Origin of the sequence: Promicromonospora sp. NPDC060204 (genome assembly GCF_042728455.1) — a bacterium.
Taxonomy (GTDB): Bacteria; Actinomycetota; Actinomycetes; order Actinomycetales; family Cellulomonadaceae; genus Promicromonospora.
Genome location: NZ_JBHWZO010000137.1, coordinates 1 through 16,910, shown reverse-complemented (window position 1 = coordinate 16,910; position 16,910 = coordinate 1). Strand labels below are relative to the sequence as shown.

Genomic DNA, 16,910 nt, shown 5'->3' with positions numbered 1-16,910 from the left:
AATCCGACCGACCTAACCCCCAGCCCGTACCACCCCCCCCCGCTTCTTTGTGGGCGGGTTTTTTGTTTTTTTTCCGGCGCTAAGCAAAAAATAACCATGCACTCAACGAGGGTGGGAGGTGGGTTCTGGTTAGATCCGACCGAATTGGTGTGGTTTTCTGCCGGGTCGTTGACGGAAAAATTTGGAGGTCCCTATGGTCGCCAGCATGTCGACGACGACAACCGGCAGCGCCACGCGCCGCGCTCACGAGAGCCGCGTGCTGGCCGCGCTCCGCGACGGGCCCCTGAGCCGCGCCGAGCTCGCCCGCCGCGTGGGCCTCTCCCGCACCACCCTCTCCGAGACCACGGCCGAGCTGCTGCGTCGCGGCGCGATCGTCGTGGTCGACACCGACGCCGCCACCCGGACCGGCAGCGGCCGGCCCGCCGAGCGGCTCGCGCTCGACCCCGGCTCCGGCCAGTACCTCGGCGTCGACTTCGGCCACCGCCGCGTGCGCGCCGCCGTGGCCGACGCCGCCCGCGAGACCGTCGCCTCCGGCGTCGAGCACTACGACGACGACACGCCCTGGCCCCAGCGGCTCGACCTCGCCTTCCGGCTCGTCGACCGGCTCGCGCGCGAGCACGACCTGCACTTCGGCGAGATCCAGGCGGTCGGCATCGGCGTCGTCGGCCCGTACGGCGGGTGGCGCGTCGACAGCAAGCAGGTCTCCTGGGCCCGCCGCTCCGCCCCGCACGACGTGCACGGCGCGTTCGCCGAACGGTTCGGCGCGCCCGTCGTCGTCGACAACAACACGCGCCTCGCGGCGCTCGCGGAGGCGGTGTCCCAGCCCGAGGGCACCACCGACCTGCTGTACGTGCGGCTGTCGGACGGCGTGGGCGGCGGCCTCGTCGTCTGCGGCCGGATCGGGACCGGGGCGCACGGGTTCGCCGGCGAGCTGGGCCACATCTGCGTGGACCCGGCGGGCAGCCGGTGCCGCTGCGGCAAGCGCGGCTGCCTGGAGACCGTCGCGTCCGCGCCCGCCGTGCTCGCGGCGTGCCGCGCCCGGGGCGCCGAGGTCGGCACGTTCGACGACCTGGCCGCCGCCGTGGCCACCAGCGACCCGGTGGTCGAGGGCGTGCTGCGCGACGTCGGCGCGGCCGTGGGCCGGGTGCTCAGCACCGCGGCGCTCACCCTCGACCCCGACGAGATCGTGATCGGCGGCGAGATCGTGCACGTCGCGCCCGTGATCGTCGAGCAGGCCGCGGCCACCCTGCGCTACGAGCTGCACCCGCTGCCCACGGACGAGCCGCTCGTCGTGCGGGCCGGGCGCCTGCGCGACACCGACGGCGCGCTCGGCGCGCTGGCCGCCGCCTTCCACCTGTCCCCGCTGCTGGCCGGCTACCCCCGGCCCGAGGCGGCCGACGACGGCGGGGACCTGCGCGGCACGCTGCGCACCCCGATGCCCGCACCACTGCACGCACGCCTGAGGAGAGCCCTGTGACCATGTCGACCGGGTCGACGGTGTCGACCCCGACCCCCGCGAGGAACGGGTCACCACCGCGCCGCCGGGCGGGGAAGCGCACGACGCTGCTCGCGCTGAACGCCGTCTCGATCCTGGGCGGCATCGGGATCTGGTGGGTGCTGTCCCTGAGCGGCCTCCAGCTCCCGACGCCGCCCGAGGTGGCGGCCAAGGCCGTGGACCTGACGGTCAGCGGCACGCTGGCCGAGGACCTGCTGGCCAGCCTGGGCCGGGTCCTGGCCGGGTTCCTGCTCGGCTCCGCCGCCGCGGTCCCCGTCGGGTTCCTCATGGGCTGGTACACCCCGGCCCGCGGCCTGTTCGAGCCGTGGATCCAGTTCTTCCGCACCATCCCGCCGCTGGCCCTGCTGCCGCTCGTGCTGGTGCTGATGGGCATCGGCGAGCTGCCCAAGGTGTTCGTCATCTTCCTCGCGGCGTTCCTGGCCTGCGTGATCTCGACCTACCAAGGCGTGGTGAGCGTGGACCGCACGCTCATCAACGCGGCCCGGGTGCTCGGGGCCAAGGACGGCACGATCTTCCTGCGCGTCGTGGTGCCGGCCTCCTCGCCGTTCATCCTCGTGGGCATGCGCGTGGGCCTCGGCTCCGCGTGGGCCACCCTCGTGGCCGCCGAGCTGCTCGCGGCCCAGGCAGGCCTCGGGTTCCGCATGCAGCAGGCCCAGACCTACTACGACCTCGCGACGATCTTCGTCTCCATCGTCGCCATCGGCGTGCTCGGCCTGGTCATGGACCGGCTGCTGCTGCTCGCGGAGACCCGGCTGACCGGATGGCAGGAACGACGATGACCATCGACACCCCCACCCTGACGGACACCGCCAAGATCTCCGTGCGGGAGACCCGCAAGACCTTCGCCCTGCAGGACGAGGAGTTCGTCGCGCTCGACGGCGTGGACCTCGACGTGGCCGACAACGAGTTCGTCACTGTCGTCGGCCCCTCCGGCTGCGGCAAGTCCACCCTGATGAACATCGTCGCGGGCCTGGAGGCGCCGACGTCGGGCCGGGTGCTCGTGGACGGCGCGGACGTGACCGGCCCCGGCCCGGAGCGCGGCGTCATCTTCCAGCAGTACGCGCTGTTCCCGTGGCTGACCGTGCGCAAGAACGTCGAGTTCGGGCTCAAGGTCGCGGGCCTGCCCGCCGCCGAGCGGCGCGAGCGCGCCGAGCACTACGTGCGCCTCGTGGGCCTGGAGCAGTTCGCGGACGCGCTGCCCAAGACGCTCTCGGGCGGCATGAAGCAGCGGTGCGCCATCGCCCGCGCCTACGCCGTCAACCCGTCGATCCTGCTGATGGACGAGCCCTTCGGCGCGCTGGACGCCCTCACGCGCGTGCGGCTCCAGGAGCAGCTCCTGGACACCTGGAGCACCGAGAAGCGCACCGTCCTGTTCATCACGCACGACGTCGACGAGGCCGTGTTCCTCGCCGGCCGCGTGGTGGTCATGGCCGCCCGGCCGGGCCGCATCCACGAGGTGATCGACGTCGACCTGCCCTACCCGCGCACCGAGGAGGTGCGGCTCAGCCCGCAGTTCGCGGAGCTGCGCAACCGGGTGTGGCGGGCCGTGTACCACCAGACCCCCGGCACCCCCGGCCGGGCCACCGATTCCCAGAACCAGACCCAGAACTGAGGACCCATGCGTATCTCCAGGAGAACCCTCGGCGCGGCCGCCGCCGGCCTCGCCCTCGTGCTGTCCCTCGGCGCCTGCTCGTCCGGCGGCGCCGCCGCGGGCGAGGACGGGACGATCGAGGTCAACTTCGGCTACATCCCCGACTTCAACGGCACCAGCCTGCTCGCCATCGCCGAGGACCAGGGCCTGTGGGCGGAGCACGGCATCGACGTGACGACGTCGTCGTTCACCAACGGGCCGCTCCAGATCCAGGCTCTCGGCACGGGCGACCTCGACTTCGGCTACATCGGCCCCGGCGCGTTCTGGCTGCCGGCCTCCGGGCAGGCCAAGATCGTCGCGCTGAACACCCTCGGCCGGGCCGACCGCGTGGTCGCGCAGCCCGGCATCGACTCCGTCGAGGACCTCAAGGGCAAGACCGTCGCCGTGCCGGAGGGCACGTCGGGCGACATGATCCTCACGCTCGCGCTGCAGGAGGCGGGCATGACCAAGGACGACGTCGAGCTGGTGCCCATGGAACCGCCGGCCATCGTGGCCGCACTGTCGTCCCGGCAGGTCGACGCCGCGGGCTTCTGGTACCCGGCGCTCGCCACCGTCAAGGAGCAGGTGCCCGACCTGGTCGAGCTCGCCCAGAACACCGACTTCGAGGAGACCGTCGCGTTCCCGACGGCGTTCGTGGCCGGGAACGACGTGGTGGCCGACGAGCCCGAGAAGGTGGACGCCGTCCTGCAGGTGCTGCGCGAGGCCATGGCCTACCGCTCGGAGCACCTGGACGAGGCGATCGCGCTCACGGCCGACTTCAACGACCTCGAGCCGGCCGACGTCGAGGCGGACGCCGCCAACGTCGACGTCCTCTCGGCGGACGACGTGGACGCGCTGACGCAGGACGGCACCGCCGACACCTGGCTGACCGGCATGCAGGACTACTTCGTGGGCTCCGGGCAGCTCCCCGAGGCCGTGGACCCCTCCGAGTTCTACCTCGGCGACCAGTTCGTCAAGGCCGGTGAGTGACCCGGTGGGCGGCAAGAACGTCCTGTTCCTCATGACCGACCAGCACCGGGCCGACACGCTGGGCGCCTACGGCAACCCGCGCGCGTCCACGCCGGTGCTCGACCGGCTCGCGGCGTCGGGCACCCGGTTCGACCGCTGGTACACGCCGACGGCGATCTGCACGCCGTCGCGCGCGAGCCTGCTCACGGGCCAGGCGCCGTTCCGGCATCGGGTGCTGGCCAACCACGAGCGCAACGTGGGCTACCAGGAGGACCTGGCCGACGGCACGTTCACCTTCGTCGAGGCCCTGCGGGAGCACGGCTACAACACCGGCCTGGTGGGCAAGTGGCATGCCGGCACGGAGCGGAACGCCGCGTCCTTCGGGTTCGACGGGCCGGACCTGCCCGGGTGGCACAACCCCGTCGACAACGAGGACTACCTGGCCTACCTGGCCGAGCACGACCTGCCGCCGTACGAGATCAGCGACCGGGTGCGCGGCACGCTGCCCAACGGCGGGCCGGGCAACCTGCTCGCGGCCCGGCTGCACCAGCCGGTCGAGGCCACGTTCGAGGCCTACCTGGCCACCCGCACCATCGAGCTGCTGGAGCGGTACGCGGACGACTTCCGGTCGGGGGAGCGGCCCTTCTTCCTGGAGCTCAGCTTCTTCGGGCCCCACCTGCCGTACATCGTGCCGGACGAGTACTTCGACCTGTTCGACCCGGCCGACGTCGAGCTGCCCGCCTCGATCGCCGAGACCTTCGAGGGCAAGCCGCCCGTGCAGGCCAACTACAGCGCGCACTGGACGTTCGACACCATGCCGATCGAGGTGACACGCAAGCTCATCGCGGTCTACTGGGGCTACGTGACGCTCATCGACCAGCAGATCGGCCGCGTGCTGGACGCTCTGGAGCGGCTGGGTCTCGTGGACGACACCGCGGTGTTCTTCACGTGCGACCACGGCGAGTTCACCGGCGCCCACCGGCTGCACGACAAGGGCCCGGCGATGTACGAGGACATCTACCGCACGCCCGGCCTGCTCCGGGTCCCGGGCGGCCCGGCGGGCCAGGTGCGCACCGAGTTCGTGAGCCTGCTGGACTGCACGGCCACGATCCTGGAGCTGGCCGGCATCGACCCCGCCCCCGCCGTGGACTCGCGCAGCCTGCTGCCGCTGGCCCACGGGGACGACGTCGAGTGGCAGCCCGACATCGTGTGCGAGTTCCACGGCCACCACTTCCCCTACCCGCAGCGCATGCTGCGGGAGGACCGGTACAAGCTCGTGGTCAACCCCGACTCCGTCAACGAGCTGTACGACCTGCAGGCCGACCCGGACGAGCTGACCAACGCCTACGGCGACCCGGCGCTCGCGGACGTGCGGCACCGCATGATGGGGCGCCTCTACCGGCTGCTCCGCGACCGCGGCGACAACTTCTACCACTGGATGACCACGATGTACGACGTCGGCGAGGTGGACCACGACCCGACCCAGTCGGGGCTGGACGAGACGACGTACGCGGCTCAGGCCTTGCGGAGGTAGTCGATCAGCAGGTCGAGGACCGCCTCGAGCTGGTCCGTGCTGCCCGTCGCGCGCAGCACCTGGACGCCGCCCTGGATACCGGCCACGAAGGCCGAGGCCACCCGGTCGGCGTCCAGGTCGGTGCTGATCCGGCCGCCCTCCTGCATGGTGACCACCCCGACGGCGATCCGCGCCCGCCACTGCCGCAGCAGCTCCGTGACCACCTCGGCCGCGCCGGGCGTGCTGGAGACCTGGTCCATGAGCGCGGCGAGCGGGCAGCTGCGGCCCTGCGCGTGGTAGCGCGCGACGACGGAGTCCCGCCACGCCGTCCACGCCTCCCAGGTGCCCAGGTCGCTGAGATGAGGCTCCTGGTCGATCAGCACCCGATCGGCCTCCTCCTGCGCGACGGCGAGCAGGAGCTGCTCCTTGCCGCCGGGGAAGTAGTGGAACATCTGCCCCTTGCTGGTCCGCGTGATCGCCAGCACGTCGTCCAGCGTGACGGCGCCCGGCTCGGTGCCGCGCAGGTACTCCGCGGCGCCTTCGACGATGCGCCGCCGCGTGGCCTGGCCCTTCGGGGTGAGCTTCACGGGACGACGGTACGAGCGATCTTCTGGACTTGCTAGTCCAAAAATGGGTTCCTAGCGTCGAGGGCATGACACAGCGACTGCAGGACCGCACCGCCCTCGTCACGGGCTCCACCAGCAACATCGGCCGGGCGATCGCCCAGCGGCTCGCGGCGGAGGGGGCGCACGTCGTCGTCTCCGGCCGGGACGCGGAGCGCGGCGAGGCCGTCGTGGCCGGCATCCGGGCCGACGGCGGCAAGGCCGACTTCGTGCGGGCCGACCTCGACGGCAGCCGGGAGGCGAGCCACGCGCTCGCGGACGAGGCGGCGGACGTGCTGGGCGGGCGGATCGACGTGCTGGTGAACAACGCCGGCATCTACCGCACGGCCCCGACCCTGGCCGACACCGACGCCGACGCGCTCGACCGGCTCTACGCCGTGAACGTCAAGGCGCCGTACTTCCTCACCCAGGCCGTGGCGCCCCGCATGGTGGCCGACGGCGGCGGCGCGATCGTCAACCTCGGCTCGTGGGTGGCCCGCCTGGCCGCGCCGTCGGGTGGCGCGTACGCCTCGACCAAGGCCGCGATGGAGTCCCTGACGCGGTCCTGGGCGGCCGAGCTCGGTGCCCAGGGCGTGCGGGTCAACGCGGTCTCGCCGGGCGTCGTCCGCCCGCCGGAGCTCGACCCGGCGCTCTCCTTCTCGGAGAACATGACGGTCGGCACCCCGGCCGGCGCGCCCGGGCACCCGGACGCCATCGCCGCCGCCGTGGCCTACCTCGCCTCCGACGACGCGCGGTTCGTGCACGGCACGGTGCTCGACGTCGACGGCGGACGGGCGAGCGTGGCGGTGGTGGCCGCCTGATCGTGTGCCCGCGGACCCATGCAGTTACTGCCAGGACTCGACTCGTTCTGGCAGCAACTGCATGGTCCGACTCAGGATGAAAGCGTGGCTTGTCGGTAGATTTCACCCAAAATTAACTGATGACACGACAGTCCACGGCCGGGACGTGGAAGTGTGATGGCGGCGCCGGGGCCCGCAGGGGGTCGCGGGCCGTCGCACACGGAGGTCGACGATGCGCACACGTCTCGTACGGGCACGGGGTCTGGGTCGGGTCCGGTGGAGCGGGCTGGCGGCGCTCGCGATCGCGGCCGGGGTCCTGGTGGCGCCGGGCGCCGTCGCGCAGGACGCCGCGGACGTCCCCGCCGGCTACTACGACAGCGCCGCGGGCCTGACGGGCGAGGCGCTCAAGGCCGAGCTGAACGACATCATCAGCGACGCCGACGCCGTGTCGTACAGCCAGGTGTGGGACGGCCTGATGGCCACCGACGAGGACCCGGCCAACCCGGACAACGTCATCCTCCTGTACACCGGTGAGTCGCGGGCCAAGAGCCTGAACGGCGGCGACGTCGGCGACTGGAACCGGGAGCACGTCTGGGCCAAGTCGCACGGCGACTTCGGCACGTCCACGGGGCCGGGCACCGACCTGCACCACCTGCGCCCCGCGGACGTCCAGGTCAACGGCATCCGCGGCAACAAGGACTTCGACGAGGGCGGCAGCGCGGTCTCCGGCGCGCCGGGCAACTACACCGACGCGGACTCGTTCGAGCCCCGCGACGACGTCAAGGGCGACGTCGCGCGCATGATCCTCTACATGGCCGTGCGCTGGGAGGGCGAGGACAGCTTCGCCGACCTGGAGCCCAACGACACCGTGAACAACGGCTCCGCCCCGTACCACGGCAAGCTCTCCACGCTGCTGGCGTGGAACGACGCCGACCCCGTGTCCTCGTTCGAGGCCCACCGGAACGACGTCATCTACGAGCAGTTCCAGCACAACCGGAACCCGTTCGTCGACCACCCGGAGTGGGCCGACGCCATCTGGGGCTGACCGCCCCGACGCTGGCTACCCTGGAGGGAGCACCGGAGGTGGTCACCGTGTCGAACGAGGTCACGTCAGCACCGCGGATCCCGCCGCGCTGGTTCGTGCGGCTCGCCTGGCAGGTCCACCGCGGCCTGTACCGCGCCAGCGGCGGCCGGCTCGGGCTCCGCCGGCCCAAGGGGCATCGCTGGGGCATGATGCGCCTGACCACCACCGGACGCCGCACCGGGTGCGAGCACAGTGTGATCGTCGCCTACGTCGAGGACGGCGCCGACCTCGTCACGCTGGCCATGAACGGCTGGGCCCAGGGCCACCCCAGCTGGTGGCTCAACCTGCGGCTGCACCCCGAGGCCACCGTGGACCTCGTCGACGAGGACTCGCGCACCGTGCGCGCCCACGCGGCGCAGGGTGTCGAGCACGACCGGCTCTGGGCCAGGTGGCGTGACTACGACGCCCGGCTCGACGACTACGCCGCGCTCCGCACGACCGAGACGCCCGTCGTGGTCCTGGAGCGGTGGGACGAGCCGGCGCACCACTGAGCCCGTGCATCTCTCCGGCCCGCGCACCCGTGGGTCCCGGCGTCACAGCGTGGCCGACGCCAGCGCCTCCTCGTGCCCGTCGAGCGTGATCTCGATGCGGTCCATGTCGGTGAGCGACACGGCCGTCGACGCGTCCAGCCCCGTCGTCTGGCCGCCCGACCACGACCACGTCGCCGCGACCGTCCGTGCGCCGTCCCGACCGACCAGCACGAGCTCGTACCGGATCGGCTCGGGTGGGATGTATACGCCCTCGGGCGGCGGCTGCCCGGGGTTGGGCGGGTAGTGGCAGGACCACTTGAACTTGGTGCCCCAGGTGGTGGGCGTCACCACCACCTCCGCACGCATGTCCGCCCCGGCCACCGGCCGCAGCTCGATGGTCCGGGCCTCGGTCGCGGTGGTGGCAGTGGCCGACGGCGGGGTGGTGCCCCCGGCGTCCGGCACCCCGCCGTCCGGCGTGCCGAACAGGCCGCCCGCGGTGAGCACCGACCCGCCCACCGCGCCGGCGACCACGAGGACGCTCGCAGCCACCGCGCCCAGGGCGCGCCGGCGGAACCGGGACCGGCGGGCGGCGCGGGCGAGGCTCGTGAGCGGCACTACGTCCGCCGACCGCCCGGGTGCGGGCTGCCCGGGCAGCGCTCCGCCGTCGGGCAACCCGGACAGCCCGGAAGAGCCGGGCAGGCCAGCCGGGCCCGGCGCCTCCTCGACGAGCGCCTGCGCGTGCGCCGGGCTGATGGTGCCGAGCAGGCCCGGCAGACCGGCGAGCTCCGCCACCGCCGCGCGGCACGCCGCGCACTCGGCCAGGTGCCGCTCGTAGGCGCGCCGGTCGCTCGGGCTCAGGGCGCCGAGCACGTAGGCCGCGTCCCACTCGGCGTACGGGTCGCCGCCACCCCCTGACTCTGCCGCGGGGATCATGCCGTGACTCCTTTCTCCTGCAGGGCCAGGCGCAGCGCGCGCAGCCCGTAGTGCAGCCGCGACTTGACCGTCCCGGCGGGGACGCCCAGCTCGGTCGAGAGCTCGGCCACCGAACGTCCCCCGTAGTACGCGCCGACCACCACCGCCCGGTGCGACGGCGAGAGCGACAGCAGCGCGTCGGCCACCAGCCACGAGTCCAGCACGGACTGCGTGGTGTCGCGCTCCTCGCGGTCGGGCAGGTGCCCGGTGGAGCGCTCGCGGGTGCGGCGGGCGCTGCGGAGGTGGTCGACCGAGAGGTTCCGCGCCACCGTGAACAGCCAGGCGCGCACGGAGTCCTCCGAGCGTTCCAGCACCTCGGGGTGGCGCCACGCGCGCAGCAGGGTCTCCTGCACCACGTCGCGCGCCTCCTCCTCGTCGCCCGTGCGGCGCACGACGTACCGGTACAGCGCGTCGGCGTGCGTGTCGTGCACCGCCTCGAGGAGCTCGTCCTCGGCACCCACGAGCGGCTCCTTCCGTGTGTGTCGGCTACTCGGTGTGTTCGTCGACCGGTCGGGTCGCTACGGCGTCGTCACTGGCCTGGGGCCAGCTGCAGCGAGAACTCGATGCTGCCCTCATCCTCCACCGTTACGAACCCGAGGTCCGGCGCCTCGACGCCGAAGTCCTCGAACGTGATCGGCACGCTGCCCACCACCTGCACCGGGTCGCCGCTGGTCGCGTCGCCCGCGACCTCGGCGTCGAACGTGGCCGTCTGCGTGACGCCGTGCACGGTGAGGTCGCCGGTCAGCTCCACCGCCGTGGCGCCCGCCTCGATGGGCGCCGGCTCGGTGAGCACGAACGTCGCGGTCGGGAACTGACCGACCTCCATCGCGGTGTCGCGGAAGTACCCGTCGCGGTTGGCCTCGTCGGTGGCCACGCTCGCGATGTCCACCGTGATGTCGGCGGCGCTGATCGCGCCGTCCGCGACGGTCACCGACCCGGTGACGTCCTCGGTGCGCCCGGTCACGGTCACGTCCTCGCCCTGCAGGACCTCCTCGACGCGGTACCCGGCGAACGACCCGTCGGTCACCGTCCAGGTTCCGGCGGCCGCCTCGGCGTCGGGCAGCGGTGCCGCCGACGCCGCCAGGCTCGGCTCCTCTGCGGCGGCCTCGTTGGCCCAGTCCGCGTACAGGCCCGGCCCGAAGATCGCCGCCGCCCCACCGATCACGACCACGGCCGCTCCGACGCCGATGCCTACCTTTGCCCCAGTGCGCACGCTCCGCCCCTCTCGTTCGCAGGCCGACCGGATATCGGCCTCTGCCCCGTACGACGGGTGAAAGGGCAGAACGGTTCAATTGGTTCGGCGATGAGTTCGGCGGGCCCGGGCCGTCGGTAGCGGCAGGGGCGTGTTGCACCGCCCCGTCCCGAGCGCACCTGGAGGAATCATGACCGACACCTTCGACGTCGACGTGACCCGCGACCTCGACGGACCCGTCGAGGCGGCCTGGGCCGCGTGGAGCACCCCCGAGGGCCTGCGCGCCTGGTGGGGACCCGGCCCGTTCACCTGCCCCGCGGCCGACGTCGACCTGCGGGTCGGCGGCCGCGCGCTGATCGCGATGCGCGCCCCCGCCGAGTACGGCGGCGGCGACACGTGGTCCACCTGGGACTTCACGGTCGTCGAGCCGGTGCGGCGCATCGAGTACACGTTCCGGTTCAGCGACGCTGACGGCGTGCCGCAGGACCCACCCATGGACGACGTGCCCGCCGAGGGGCACCACGAGGTCGAGATCACGGGCCTCGGCGATGGGCGCAGCCGCATCCACATGGTCGAGCACGGGTACACGAGCACCGCGGCCCGCGACATGTCGCAGCAGGGGCTGGAGGCGTGCCTCGACAAGATGGCCGGGTACGTGGCGGGCCGCTGACGCCGTCACCGGCGCGCCTCGCTCCGGCGTCCCTCGCCCCGGCGTCCGACACGCAGCAGGACGATCGCGAGGGCCACGAGCAGCAGCCCGGCCGCCGGCGCCTGCGCGAGCGCGGCCGGCGCGCCCCAGGCGTCCGCCGCCCGGCCCGCGAGCGACGCCGCCACCGCCGAGCCGGCGGCGCTCGCGGAGTTGTTCCAGGTGAACGCCTGCGTGAGCACGGCCGGGCGGACCGAGCGCTCCGTCAGCACGGTGAGCAGCACCAGGGTCGGCGGCACGGCGGCCTCCGTGAGCACCAGGGCGAGGCCCAGCCAGACGGCGGACGGCGCGAACGGCAGCAGCGCGGCGGTCGCCGTCAGCCAGGCGGTGACGACCACGAGCTGGCGGTGGGTCGGGGTGCGGCGTCGGCGCCGTCCGTAGAGCCAGCCCGACAGGAGGCCGGCCACGCTCCCGGCGGCGATGAGCGGCGCTGCCGCGCCGGGCGTCCCGTGGCCGACCGCGAAGGCCGTGACCGCCACCCCCATGGTGCCGAAGTACAGGCCGATGGCCAGGTTCAGCAGCGCCAGGACCAGGAACGTCGGCGCGAGCAGGCCGGCCCGCGTGCCGCGGGCGCGTTCGAGGGCGGCGTGCGGCGGGGGCGCGGTGCGCCGCTGCAGGGCCAGGGCGGTGCCGCCGCCCAGGATCAGGGCCGCCGCGGTGAGGGTGGCCGCCGTCGGGTGGCCCGCCGCGCCCAGCGCTGTGACCAGCACCGGCCCGAGCAGGAAGCTCGTGGCGTTGGCCAGCGACTCCAGCGAGAACGCGCCGGGCAGGTCGTCGGCGCGGTCGCCCCGCAGCAGGTGCGCCCAGCGGGCGGCGGACAGCGCGCCGAGCTGGGGGACCGCCGCGCCCGCGCAGCCCGCGGCGACGACGGCCGCCGTCGGCGTGGTCGCCAGGACGACGCAGGCGACGGCGGCGCCGTGCGCGACGAGGCAGAGCGGGAGCACGCGGGTCTGGCCGAACCGGTCGACGAGGCGGGCGAGCTGCGGCCCGACGACCGCCTCGGCCAGGGCGAAGACCGCGGCGGCGAGGCCCGCTGTGGCGTACGAGCCGGTGCGGTCGTGCAGCAGCCACACCAGGCCGAGGCCCGTCATGGCGATGCCGACACGGCCGGTCGTGGCGGCGAGGAAGAAGGCGGCGGCGCCGGGCGCGCGCAGCAGGGAACGGTAGCCGGAGGCGGCTGCAGACATGGGTGTCCTTCGTCGCCGCCCGGCGGGACGGGCCACCCGGGGTCGCCGGCGCCTGAAACTGCGATGGGGTGCGACCCGTGGCCCGCCAGGGGACATCCAGGACTGCGGTGGGACGGGACACGCGCCCCTGCCGCCGCCCCCGACACCGGGCGGTACAAACGTGGTGCCCGGGCCGATGCGGACCCGGACGACTGCGAGGGACGCTAGCAGTCCTGGCCGGTCAGCGGAACCTCGTCGTGCCGGGCGATGCCGAACGTGCTGCCCGGATACCGCAGGCCGGAGAAGTACATGTTGGTGTGGGCCACGATCTGCTCGCCGGTGATCGCCACGCCGTCCCACTCGGTGTCGCGGGTGGTGTGCGCGTCGCTCACGAGGGTCACGTCGTAGCCCAGCGCGGCGGCTCGCTGCGTCGTCGTGCGGACGCAGAAGTCGGATTGCGCGCCCGCGACGACCAGCCGCGTGGTGCCGAGCGCGTCGAGGACGTCGCGGAGGTCGGTGTCGGCGAACGAGTCGCGGTACGCCTTGTGCACGAGCGCCTCGTCGGGGCGGCGGGACAGGCCGTCCGCGAGGGCCCAGCCCGGGGTGTCGCGCTCCAGTCCCGGCTCGTGGTGCTGCACCCAGATGACGGGCGTCCCGGCGGCGCGGGCCCGTTCCGCGAGGGCGGCGGAGCGGGTGACGACGCCGTCGGCGTCGAAGCACCCCCGGACGACGTCGGCCTGGAGGTCGATGAGGAGGACAGCGGTGGTCGGGGGCGGGGTCACGGGCGTGGTCATGGGCAGGGGGCCTCGCTGAAGCTGTCGGGGTCGCCGAGCGGGAACCGGTAGCAGACCGTGTCCGCGTCCCCAGTGGGCTGGCCGGTCCAGTCGTTGCGCTCGCGGGAGTATTGGACCACGATCTCGCTCGGCGACTCCTCTACGACCGTCCCGTCCTCGATCGCCTCCGGGCGCGGCGACAGGTGCAGCTCGTTGCGGTCCAGGTCGGCGAGGCGCCACGCCCACCGGTCCTGGGCGGTGTCGAACGCGGCCATGCCGATCGCGACGAGCAGGACCACGGCCGCGGTCAGGACGGCGGCCACGATCCAGCGCGTGCGGTAGCGGGGCTCCGAGGTCGTCATGAGTCGTATCGTGCCAGGTCCGACACGGGCGCTACCGGGCCAGGCGCATCGCGATGCTCGCGGGCGCCGTCTCGACGAACCCCAGGCTGCGGTACAGCGGCCGTCCGGGCTCGTCCGCGTTGAGCGTGACGTACGGGTCGGCGGGCGCACGGTCCGCGATCTGGTCCAGGAGCCAGCCCATCACCCGGCGGCCGAGGCCGCGGCTTTGGTGCTCGGGCAGGGTCGCGATGTCGGCGATGTGGAAGTACCAGCCGCCGTCGCCGAGCGTGCGGCCCATCGCGACGGCCCGGTCCGTCGCCACCTCGCGGACGTGGCAGAACGCCCAGCTCGACGTCAGCACGGGCGCGGCCTGCTCGGCGTTCTTGGGGGAGAGGCCGGAGGCCGCGCGCAGGTGCAGGTACTCGTCGACGCTGGGCGCGGTGGGGACCAGGAGGTACGGGTCGTCGCTCATGAAGGCACCCTAAGCATGTGCGCGCCGCAGGTCCGGCGGCTGCCCGCTACGGTGGCTGCGCATGACGCACACCGATCTGGAGATCGACGCCGATCTGATCCGGGACCTGCTCCGTGAGCAGCACCCTGACCTGGCGGAACTGCCCCTGGAGCTCGGCGCCCGGGGCTGGGACAACCAGCTCTGGCGCCTGGGGGACGACCTCGCCGTAAGGCTGCCGTGGGCGACGGACTCGGCGGACGAGCTGCTGCGCAAGGAGTACGCCTGGGTGCCCGGCCTGGCGGCGGGCCTCCCGCTGCCGATCCCCGTGCCGCAGCGCCTCGGCGAGCCGGCCGAGCGGTTCCCGCGGCCCTGGATCGTCACCACCTGGGTGCCTGGGGCGCCCGCCGACCGCGCGCCCGTCACGCGGGGTGCCGAGGCGGCGCGGGCGCTCGCTGAGTTTCTGACGGCGCTGCACCGGCCCGCGCCGGAGGGCGCACCGGCCGGCCGTGGCCGGGGCGGGCCGCTCGCCGTGCACACCAAAGGGTTCGCGGCCCAGCTCACCGAGGCGACGGAGCGGGGGCTCGTCGCCGACCCGGACGCCGTCCGCGCCGTCTGGGACGACGCCGCGGCCGCGCCCGCGTGGGTGGGGCCGCCGGTGTGGCTGCACGGTGACCTGCACCCGGCCAACATCCTGACGGCGGACGGCACGTTCTGCGGCGTCATCGACTTCGGCGACCTGTGCGTCGGCGACCCGGCCTGCGACCTCTCCGCGGCGTGGCTGCTCCTGCCGGACGGCGGGGTCGACGCCTTCCACGACGCGTACGAGCGGGAGGTCGACGACGCAATGCTCCGCCGGGCCCGCGGTTGGGCCATGGCCAAGGCGCTCGTCGGGATGCTCATCGGGGAGGCCGGGGTGCACGGGCGCCCGGGCGGCAAGGCGTCGTGGGGGCCGCCCGGGCGCGCAGCGCTGGAGCGGTTGGTGGCGACGGCCTGAGCCGTCAGGCGGCGAGCTCCGACAGCAGGCGCTCGCGGAGCCGCACGAGCTGGTCGGCTGACTCGGCGGGGCCGACTCCGTCGGTGAAGACGGTGGTTGCGGCGAGCTCGCCGGCCAGCGGGTCCGCGACCCACCGCGCGATCCAGTCGTGGCCTTCGATGATCCAGTCCTTGCCCCGGCTCGCGATCGCCCGCTCGCGCAGCACGGTCACCGAACGCTCGGGGTCGGGGCTGGGCAGCAGGTGGACGACGTCGGGGACCGGCGCCAGCGCCCGCCGCACCCGGTCGGCGTGCTCGGGACCGGTGAAGCTGGTGTAGCCCGCGCCGAACGCGATGACCGCCTCCGGGTGCTCCTCGACGACACGCTGCACCGCGTGGGCGCGGGCCGGCTCCCACTCGCATTCGGCGCCGGCCCAGCCGACGGCGTCGTCCCGTTCGAGGAGCCGGTCCAGGCTCCAGCCGACCTCGGCGCAGTAGGTCCAGGCGATGTCGTCGATGTCCACGAACGGGAGCCCGATCCGCTCGGCGACCAGGGCGCCGAGCGTGGACTTCCCCGCGGCGAGCGGGCCAACCAGGATCATCGACGAACCTCCCGTGGTGTGGGTGAAATGCGTAAGTATCACCCGCGGTGCCGTGGTGGGTCGGCAGCGACGCTCCGCGCGCCCGGCGGAACTGCCCGTGCTCCGCGGGCCGGTGTCGGCGACGATGAAGGCATGGTCCGGGTGCTGGGCGTCGACGTCGCGAAGAAGTACTGGGTCGCGGTCGCGAGCGACCAGCGTGCGTACGCGGACCTGACGCTCACCGGTCTGCTCGCGGCGGCGGACGCGGACGGTCCGGTCGAGGTGGTCGGCATCGACATGCCGATCGGTATGCCCGACGGCGCCGGATACCGCCGCGCCAACGTCCTGGCGCGTCAGGCTGTCGGACTGCGCCGGTCGTCGGTGTTCATGACGCCGCCACGGGTCGCCCTCACGGCTCCGACCTATACCGCGGCGCTGGAGATCGCGCGTCGGGTGTCCGGCAAGGGGACCTCCCGGCAGGCATGGGCGCTCGGGCCGCGCATCCTGGAGGTCGACGTGGTGGTCCGGTCGGTCGACCGGCACATCGTGGAGGTGCACCCCGAGCTGTCGTTTGCCACGCTGGCCCAGCGTCACCTGCAGTCGCCCAAGTCGACGTGGGCAGGGCTGGAGGACCGGCGGGCACTGCTCGCCGGGGCCGGGTTCACGCTGCCCGCCGACCTCGGCAAACCTGGTCAGGTATCCGGGCCGGACGACGTGCTCGATGCCGCAGTGGCGTACTGGACCGCGCGGCGAGTTGCTGAGGGGGCGGCCGTGCGTCACCCCGATCCGCCGGAGGAACTCGACGGAATCGCCGCGTGCATCCACGCCTGACTCAAGCTGTTGTGGTCGGTCGAGGGCGGGGAGCTGACACCACGCGGACGAGGGGTGTCGTGTGGGGCGTACTTCGTCTACCTGGGCCACGGGTAGTTCACTTCAGCCGGATTGTTCGGCCGGGGCGAACTTCGCGGGGTTCACGTGATCGATCTCCGGCAGGCCCGGCACCCCTCGCCTGTCTCTACTCGACCTGGCTGGCCTCAGGCCAGCTGGCCCCCGACCGAACCGGCGTTCGATCGGGGGCCGGCTGATAGAGCCGGCCCCCGAAAGGGCCGCCCTCCGCTAGAGCCGGTCCCCAAGGTGCCCAGTCCCCCCGCCGCCAGGCTCCGACGGACCAG

20 protein-coding genes are annotated in these 16,910 nt (G+C 73.4%); 11 read left to right on the top strand and 9 right to left on the bottom strand.

All coding sequences use genetic code 11. From position 1 onward, the window contains the following. The first annotated feature begins 205 nt into the window (after positions 1-205). From ACFWEJ_RS17485 to ACFWEJ_RS17465, 5 genes are read left to right on the top strand one after another with little or no spacing between them, the layout of a single operon-like run. Positions 206-1,477 carry an ROK family protein gene (locus ACFWEJ_RS17485; RefSeq protein ID WP_377230483.1) on the top strand — a complete coding sequence of 424 codons (1,272 nt, stop codon included), beginning with the start codon at positions 206-208 and terminating at the stop codon, positions 1,475-1,477. Positions 1,478-1,479: 2 nt separating this feature from the next. Beyond that, positions 1,480-2,295, top strand: coding sequence for an ABC transporter permease (locus ACFWEJ_RS17480; RefSeq protein ID WP_377230484.1), 816 nt, complete (start codon positions 1,480-1,482; stop codon positions 2,293-2,295). Then, complete coding sequence (locus ACFWEJ_RS17475; protein ID WP_377230482.1) at positions 2,292-3,128, top strand: ABC transporter ATP-binding protein; 837 nt, start codon at positions 2,292-2,294, stop codon at positions 3,126-3,128. The genes ACFWEJ_RS17480 and ACFWEJ_RS17475 overlap by 4 nt, the downstream gene beginning before the upstream one ends. A 6-nt stretch (positions 3,129-3,134) precedes the next feature. Beyond that, the gene (locus ACFWEJ_RS17470) at positions 3,135-4,136 is read left to right on the top strand and encodes an aliphatic sulfonate ABC transporter substrate-binding protein (protein WP_377230481.1); all 1,002 of its coding nucleotides are present in this window, start codon (positions 3,135-3,137) and stop codon (positions 4,134-4,136) included. Continuing rightward, positions 4,129-5,649, top strand: a complete 1,521-nt coding sequence (locus tag ACFWEJ_RS17465) for a sulfatase-like hydrolase/transferase (RefSeq protein ID WP_377230480.1) — start codon at positions 4,129-4,131, stop codon at positions 5,647-5,649. The genes ACFWEJ_RS17470 and ACFWEJ_RS17465 overlap by 8 nt, the downstream gene beginning before the upstream one ends. Here the strand turns inward: ACFWEJ_RS17465 and ACFWEJ_RS17460 are convergent. Beyond that, a complete protein-coding gene (locus tag ACFWEJ_RS17460) occupies positions 5,631-6,215 on the bottom strand; it encodes a TetR/AcrR family transcriptional regulator (RefSeq protein WP_377230479.1) in 585 nt (194 codons plus the stop codon). The two genes, ACFWEJ_RS17465 and ACFWEJ_RS17460, sit on opposite strands and share 19 nt — an antisense overlap. 65 nt (positions 6,216-6,280) lie before the next feature. Between ACFWEJ_RS17460 and ACFWEJ_RS17455 the strand changes: the two genes are divergently transcribed. The 3 genes from ACFWEJ_RS17455 to ACFWEJ_RS17445 all read left to right on the top strand — a co-directional run bounded on the left by ACFWEJ_RS17455 (position 6,281) and on the right by ACFWEJ_RS17445 (position 8,605). Then, positions 6,281-7,051, top strand: a complete 771-nt coding sequence (locus ACFWEJ_RS17455; protein WP_377230478.1) for an SDR family NAD(P)-dependent oxidoreductase — start codon at positions 6,281-6,283, stop codon at positions 7,049-7,051. 211 nt (positions 7,052-7,262) lie between these two features. Beyond that, positions 7,263-8,075 (top strand): endonuclease I family protein, encoded by an 813-nt coding sequence (locus ACFWEJ_RS17450; RefSeq protein ID WP_377230477.1) that lies wholly within the window; start codon positions 7,263-7,265, stop codon positions 8,073-8,075. Between the two features lie 47 nt (positions 8,076-8,122). Beyond that, positions 8,123-8,605 carry a nitroreductase/quinone reductase family protein gene (locus ACFWEJ_RS17445; RefSeq protein WP_377230476.1) on the top strand — a complete coding sequence of 161 codons (483 nt, stop codon included), beginning with the start codon at positions 8,123-8,125 and terminating at the stop codon, positions 8,603-8,605. A 42-nt stretch (positions 8,606-8,647) separates the two neighbouring features. On the opposite strand, the gene ACFWEJ_RS17440 is transcribed toward ACFWEJ_RS17445, so the two are convergent. The 3 genes from ACFWEJ_RS17440 to ACFWEJ_RS17430 form a co-directional block, all read right to left on the bottom strand. Beyond that, the gene (locus tag ACFWEJ_RS17440) at positions 8,648-9,517 is read right to left on the bottom strand and encodes a zf-HC2 domain-containing protein (RefSeq protein WP_377230475.1); all 870 of its coding nucleotides are present in this window, start codon (positions 9,515-9,517) and stop codon (positions 8,648-8,650) included. Beyond that, entirely contained in the window at positions 9,514-10,017 is a 504-nt protein-coding gene (locus ACFWEJ_RS17435; RefSeq protein WP_285108170.1) for a sigma-70 family RNA polymerase sigma factor, read from the bottom strand. Before ACFWEJ_RS17435 ends, ACFWEJ_RS17440 begins: the two co-directional genes overlap by 4 nt. Positions 10,018-10,085: 68 nt before the next feature. After that, positions 10,086-10,769: a YceI family protein gene (locus ACFWEJ_RS17430; protein WP_377230474.1), complete on the bottom strand. Its 684-nt coding sequence runs from the start codon at positions 10,767-10,769 to the stop codon at positions 10,086-10,088. 169 nt (positions 10,770-10,938) lie between these two features. Here ACFWEJ_RS17430 and ACFWEJ_RS17425 point away from each other — a divergent pair, with 169 nt between their 5' ends. Next, positions 10,939-11,418 (top strand): SRPBCC domain-containing protein, encoded by a 480-nt coding sequence (locus ACFWEJ_RS17425; RefSeq protein WP_377230473.1) that lies wholly within the window; start codon positions 10,939-10,941, stop codon positions 11,416-11,418. A 5-nt stretch (positions 11,419-11,423) separates the two neighbouring features. On the opposite strand, the gene ACFWEJ_RS17420 is transcribed toward ACFWEJ_RS17425, so the two are convergent. The 4 genes from ACFWEJ_RS17420 to ACFWEJ_RS17405 form a co-directional block, all read right to left on the bottom strand. After that, a complete protein-coding gene (locus ACFWEJ_RS17420) occupies positions 11,424-12,641 on the bottom strand; it encodes an MFS transporter (protein WP_377230472.1) in 1,218 nt (405 codons plus the stop codon). Positions 12,642-12,844: 203 nt separating this feature from the next. Next, positions 12,845-13,414 (bottom strand): isochorismatase family protein, encoded by a 570-nt coding sequence (locus tag ACFWEJ_RS17415; RefSeq protein WP_377230471.1) that lies wholly within the window; start codon positions 13,412-13,414, stop codon positions 12,845-12,847. Next, the gene (locus ACFWEJ_RS17410; RefSeq protein ID WP_377230470.1) at positions 13,411-13,755 is read right to left on the bottom strand and encodes a hypothetical protein; all 345 of its coding nucleotides are present in this window, start codon (positions 13,753-13,755) and stop codon (positions 13,411-13,413) included. The genes ACFWEJ_RS17415 and ACFWEJ_RS17410 overlap by 4 nt, the downstream gene beginning before the upstream one ends. 31 nt (positions 13,756-13,786) lie before the next feature. Then, positions 13,787-14,206, bottom strand: a complete 420-nt coding sequence (locus tag ACFWEJ_RS17405) for a GNAT family N-acetyltransferase (RefSeq protein WP_377230469.1) — start codon at positions 14,204-14,206, stop codon at positions 13,787-13,789. Between the two features lie 61 nt (positions 14,207-14,267). On the opposite strand from ACFWEJ_RS17405, the gene ACFWEJ_RS17400 reads away from it, so the two are divergent. Further along, positions 14,268-15,179 (top strand): aminoglycoside phosphotransferase family protein, encoded by a 912-nt coding sequence (locus ACFWEJ_RS17400; RefSeq protein WP_377230468.1) that lies wholly within the window; start codon positions 14,268-14,270, stop codon positions 15,177-15,179. A gap of 4 nt (positions 15,180-15,183) precedes the next feature. On the opposite strand, the gene ACFWEJ_RS17395 is transcribed toward ACFWEJ_RS17400, so the two are convergent. Then, positions 15,184-15,759, bottom strand: a complete 576-nt coding sequence (locus ACFWEJ_RS17395; protein ID WP_377230467.1) for a shikimate kinase — start codon at positions 15,757-15,759, stop codon at positions 15,184-15,186. A 132-nt stretch (positions 15,760-15,891) separates the two neighbouring features. Between ACFWEJ_RS17395 and ACFWEJ_RS17390 the strand changes: the two genes are divergently transcribed. Beyond that, positions 15,892-16,569, top strand: a complete 678-nt coding sequence (locus ACFWEJ_RS17390; protein ID WP_377230466.1) for a DUF429 domain-containing protein — start codon at positions 15,892-15,894, stop codon at positions 16,567-16,569. Positions 16,570-16,910 lie beyond the last annotated feature (341 nt).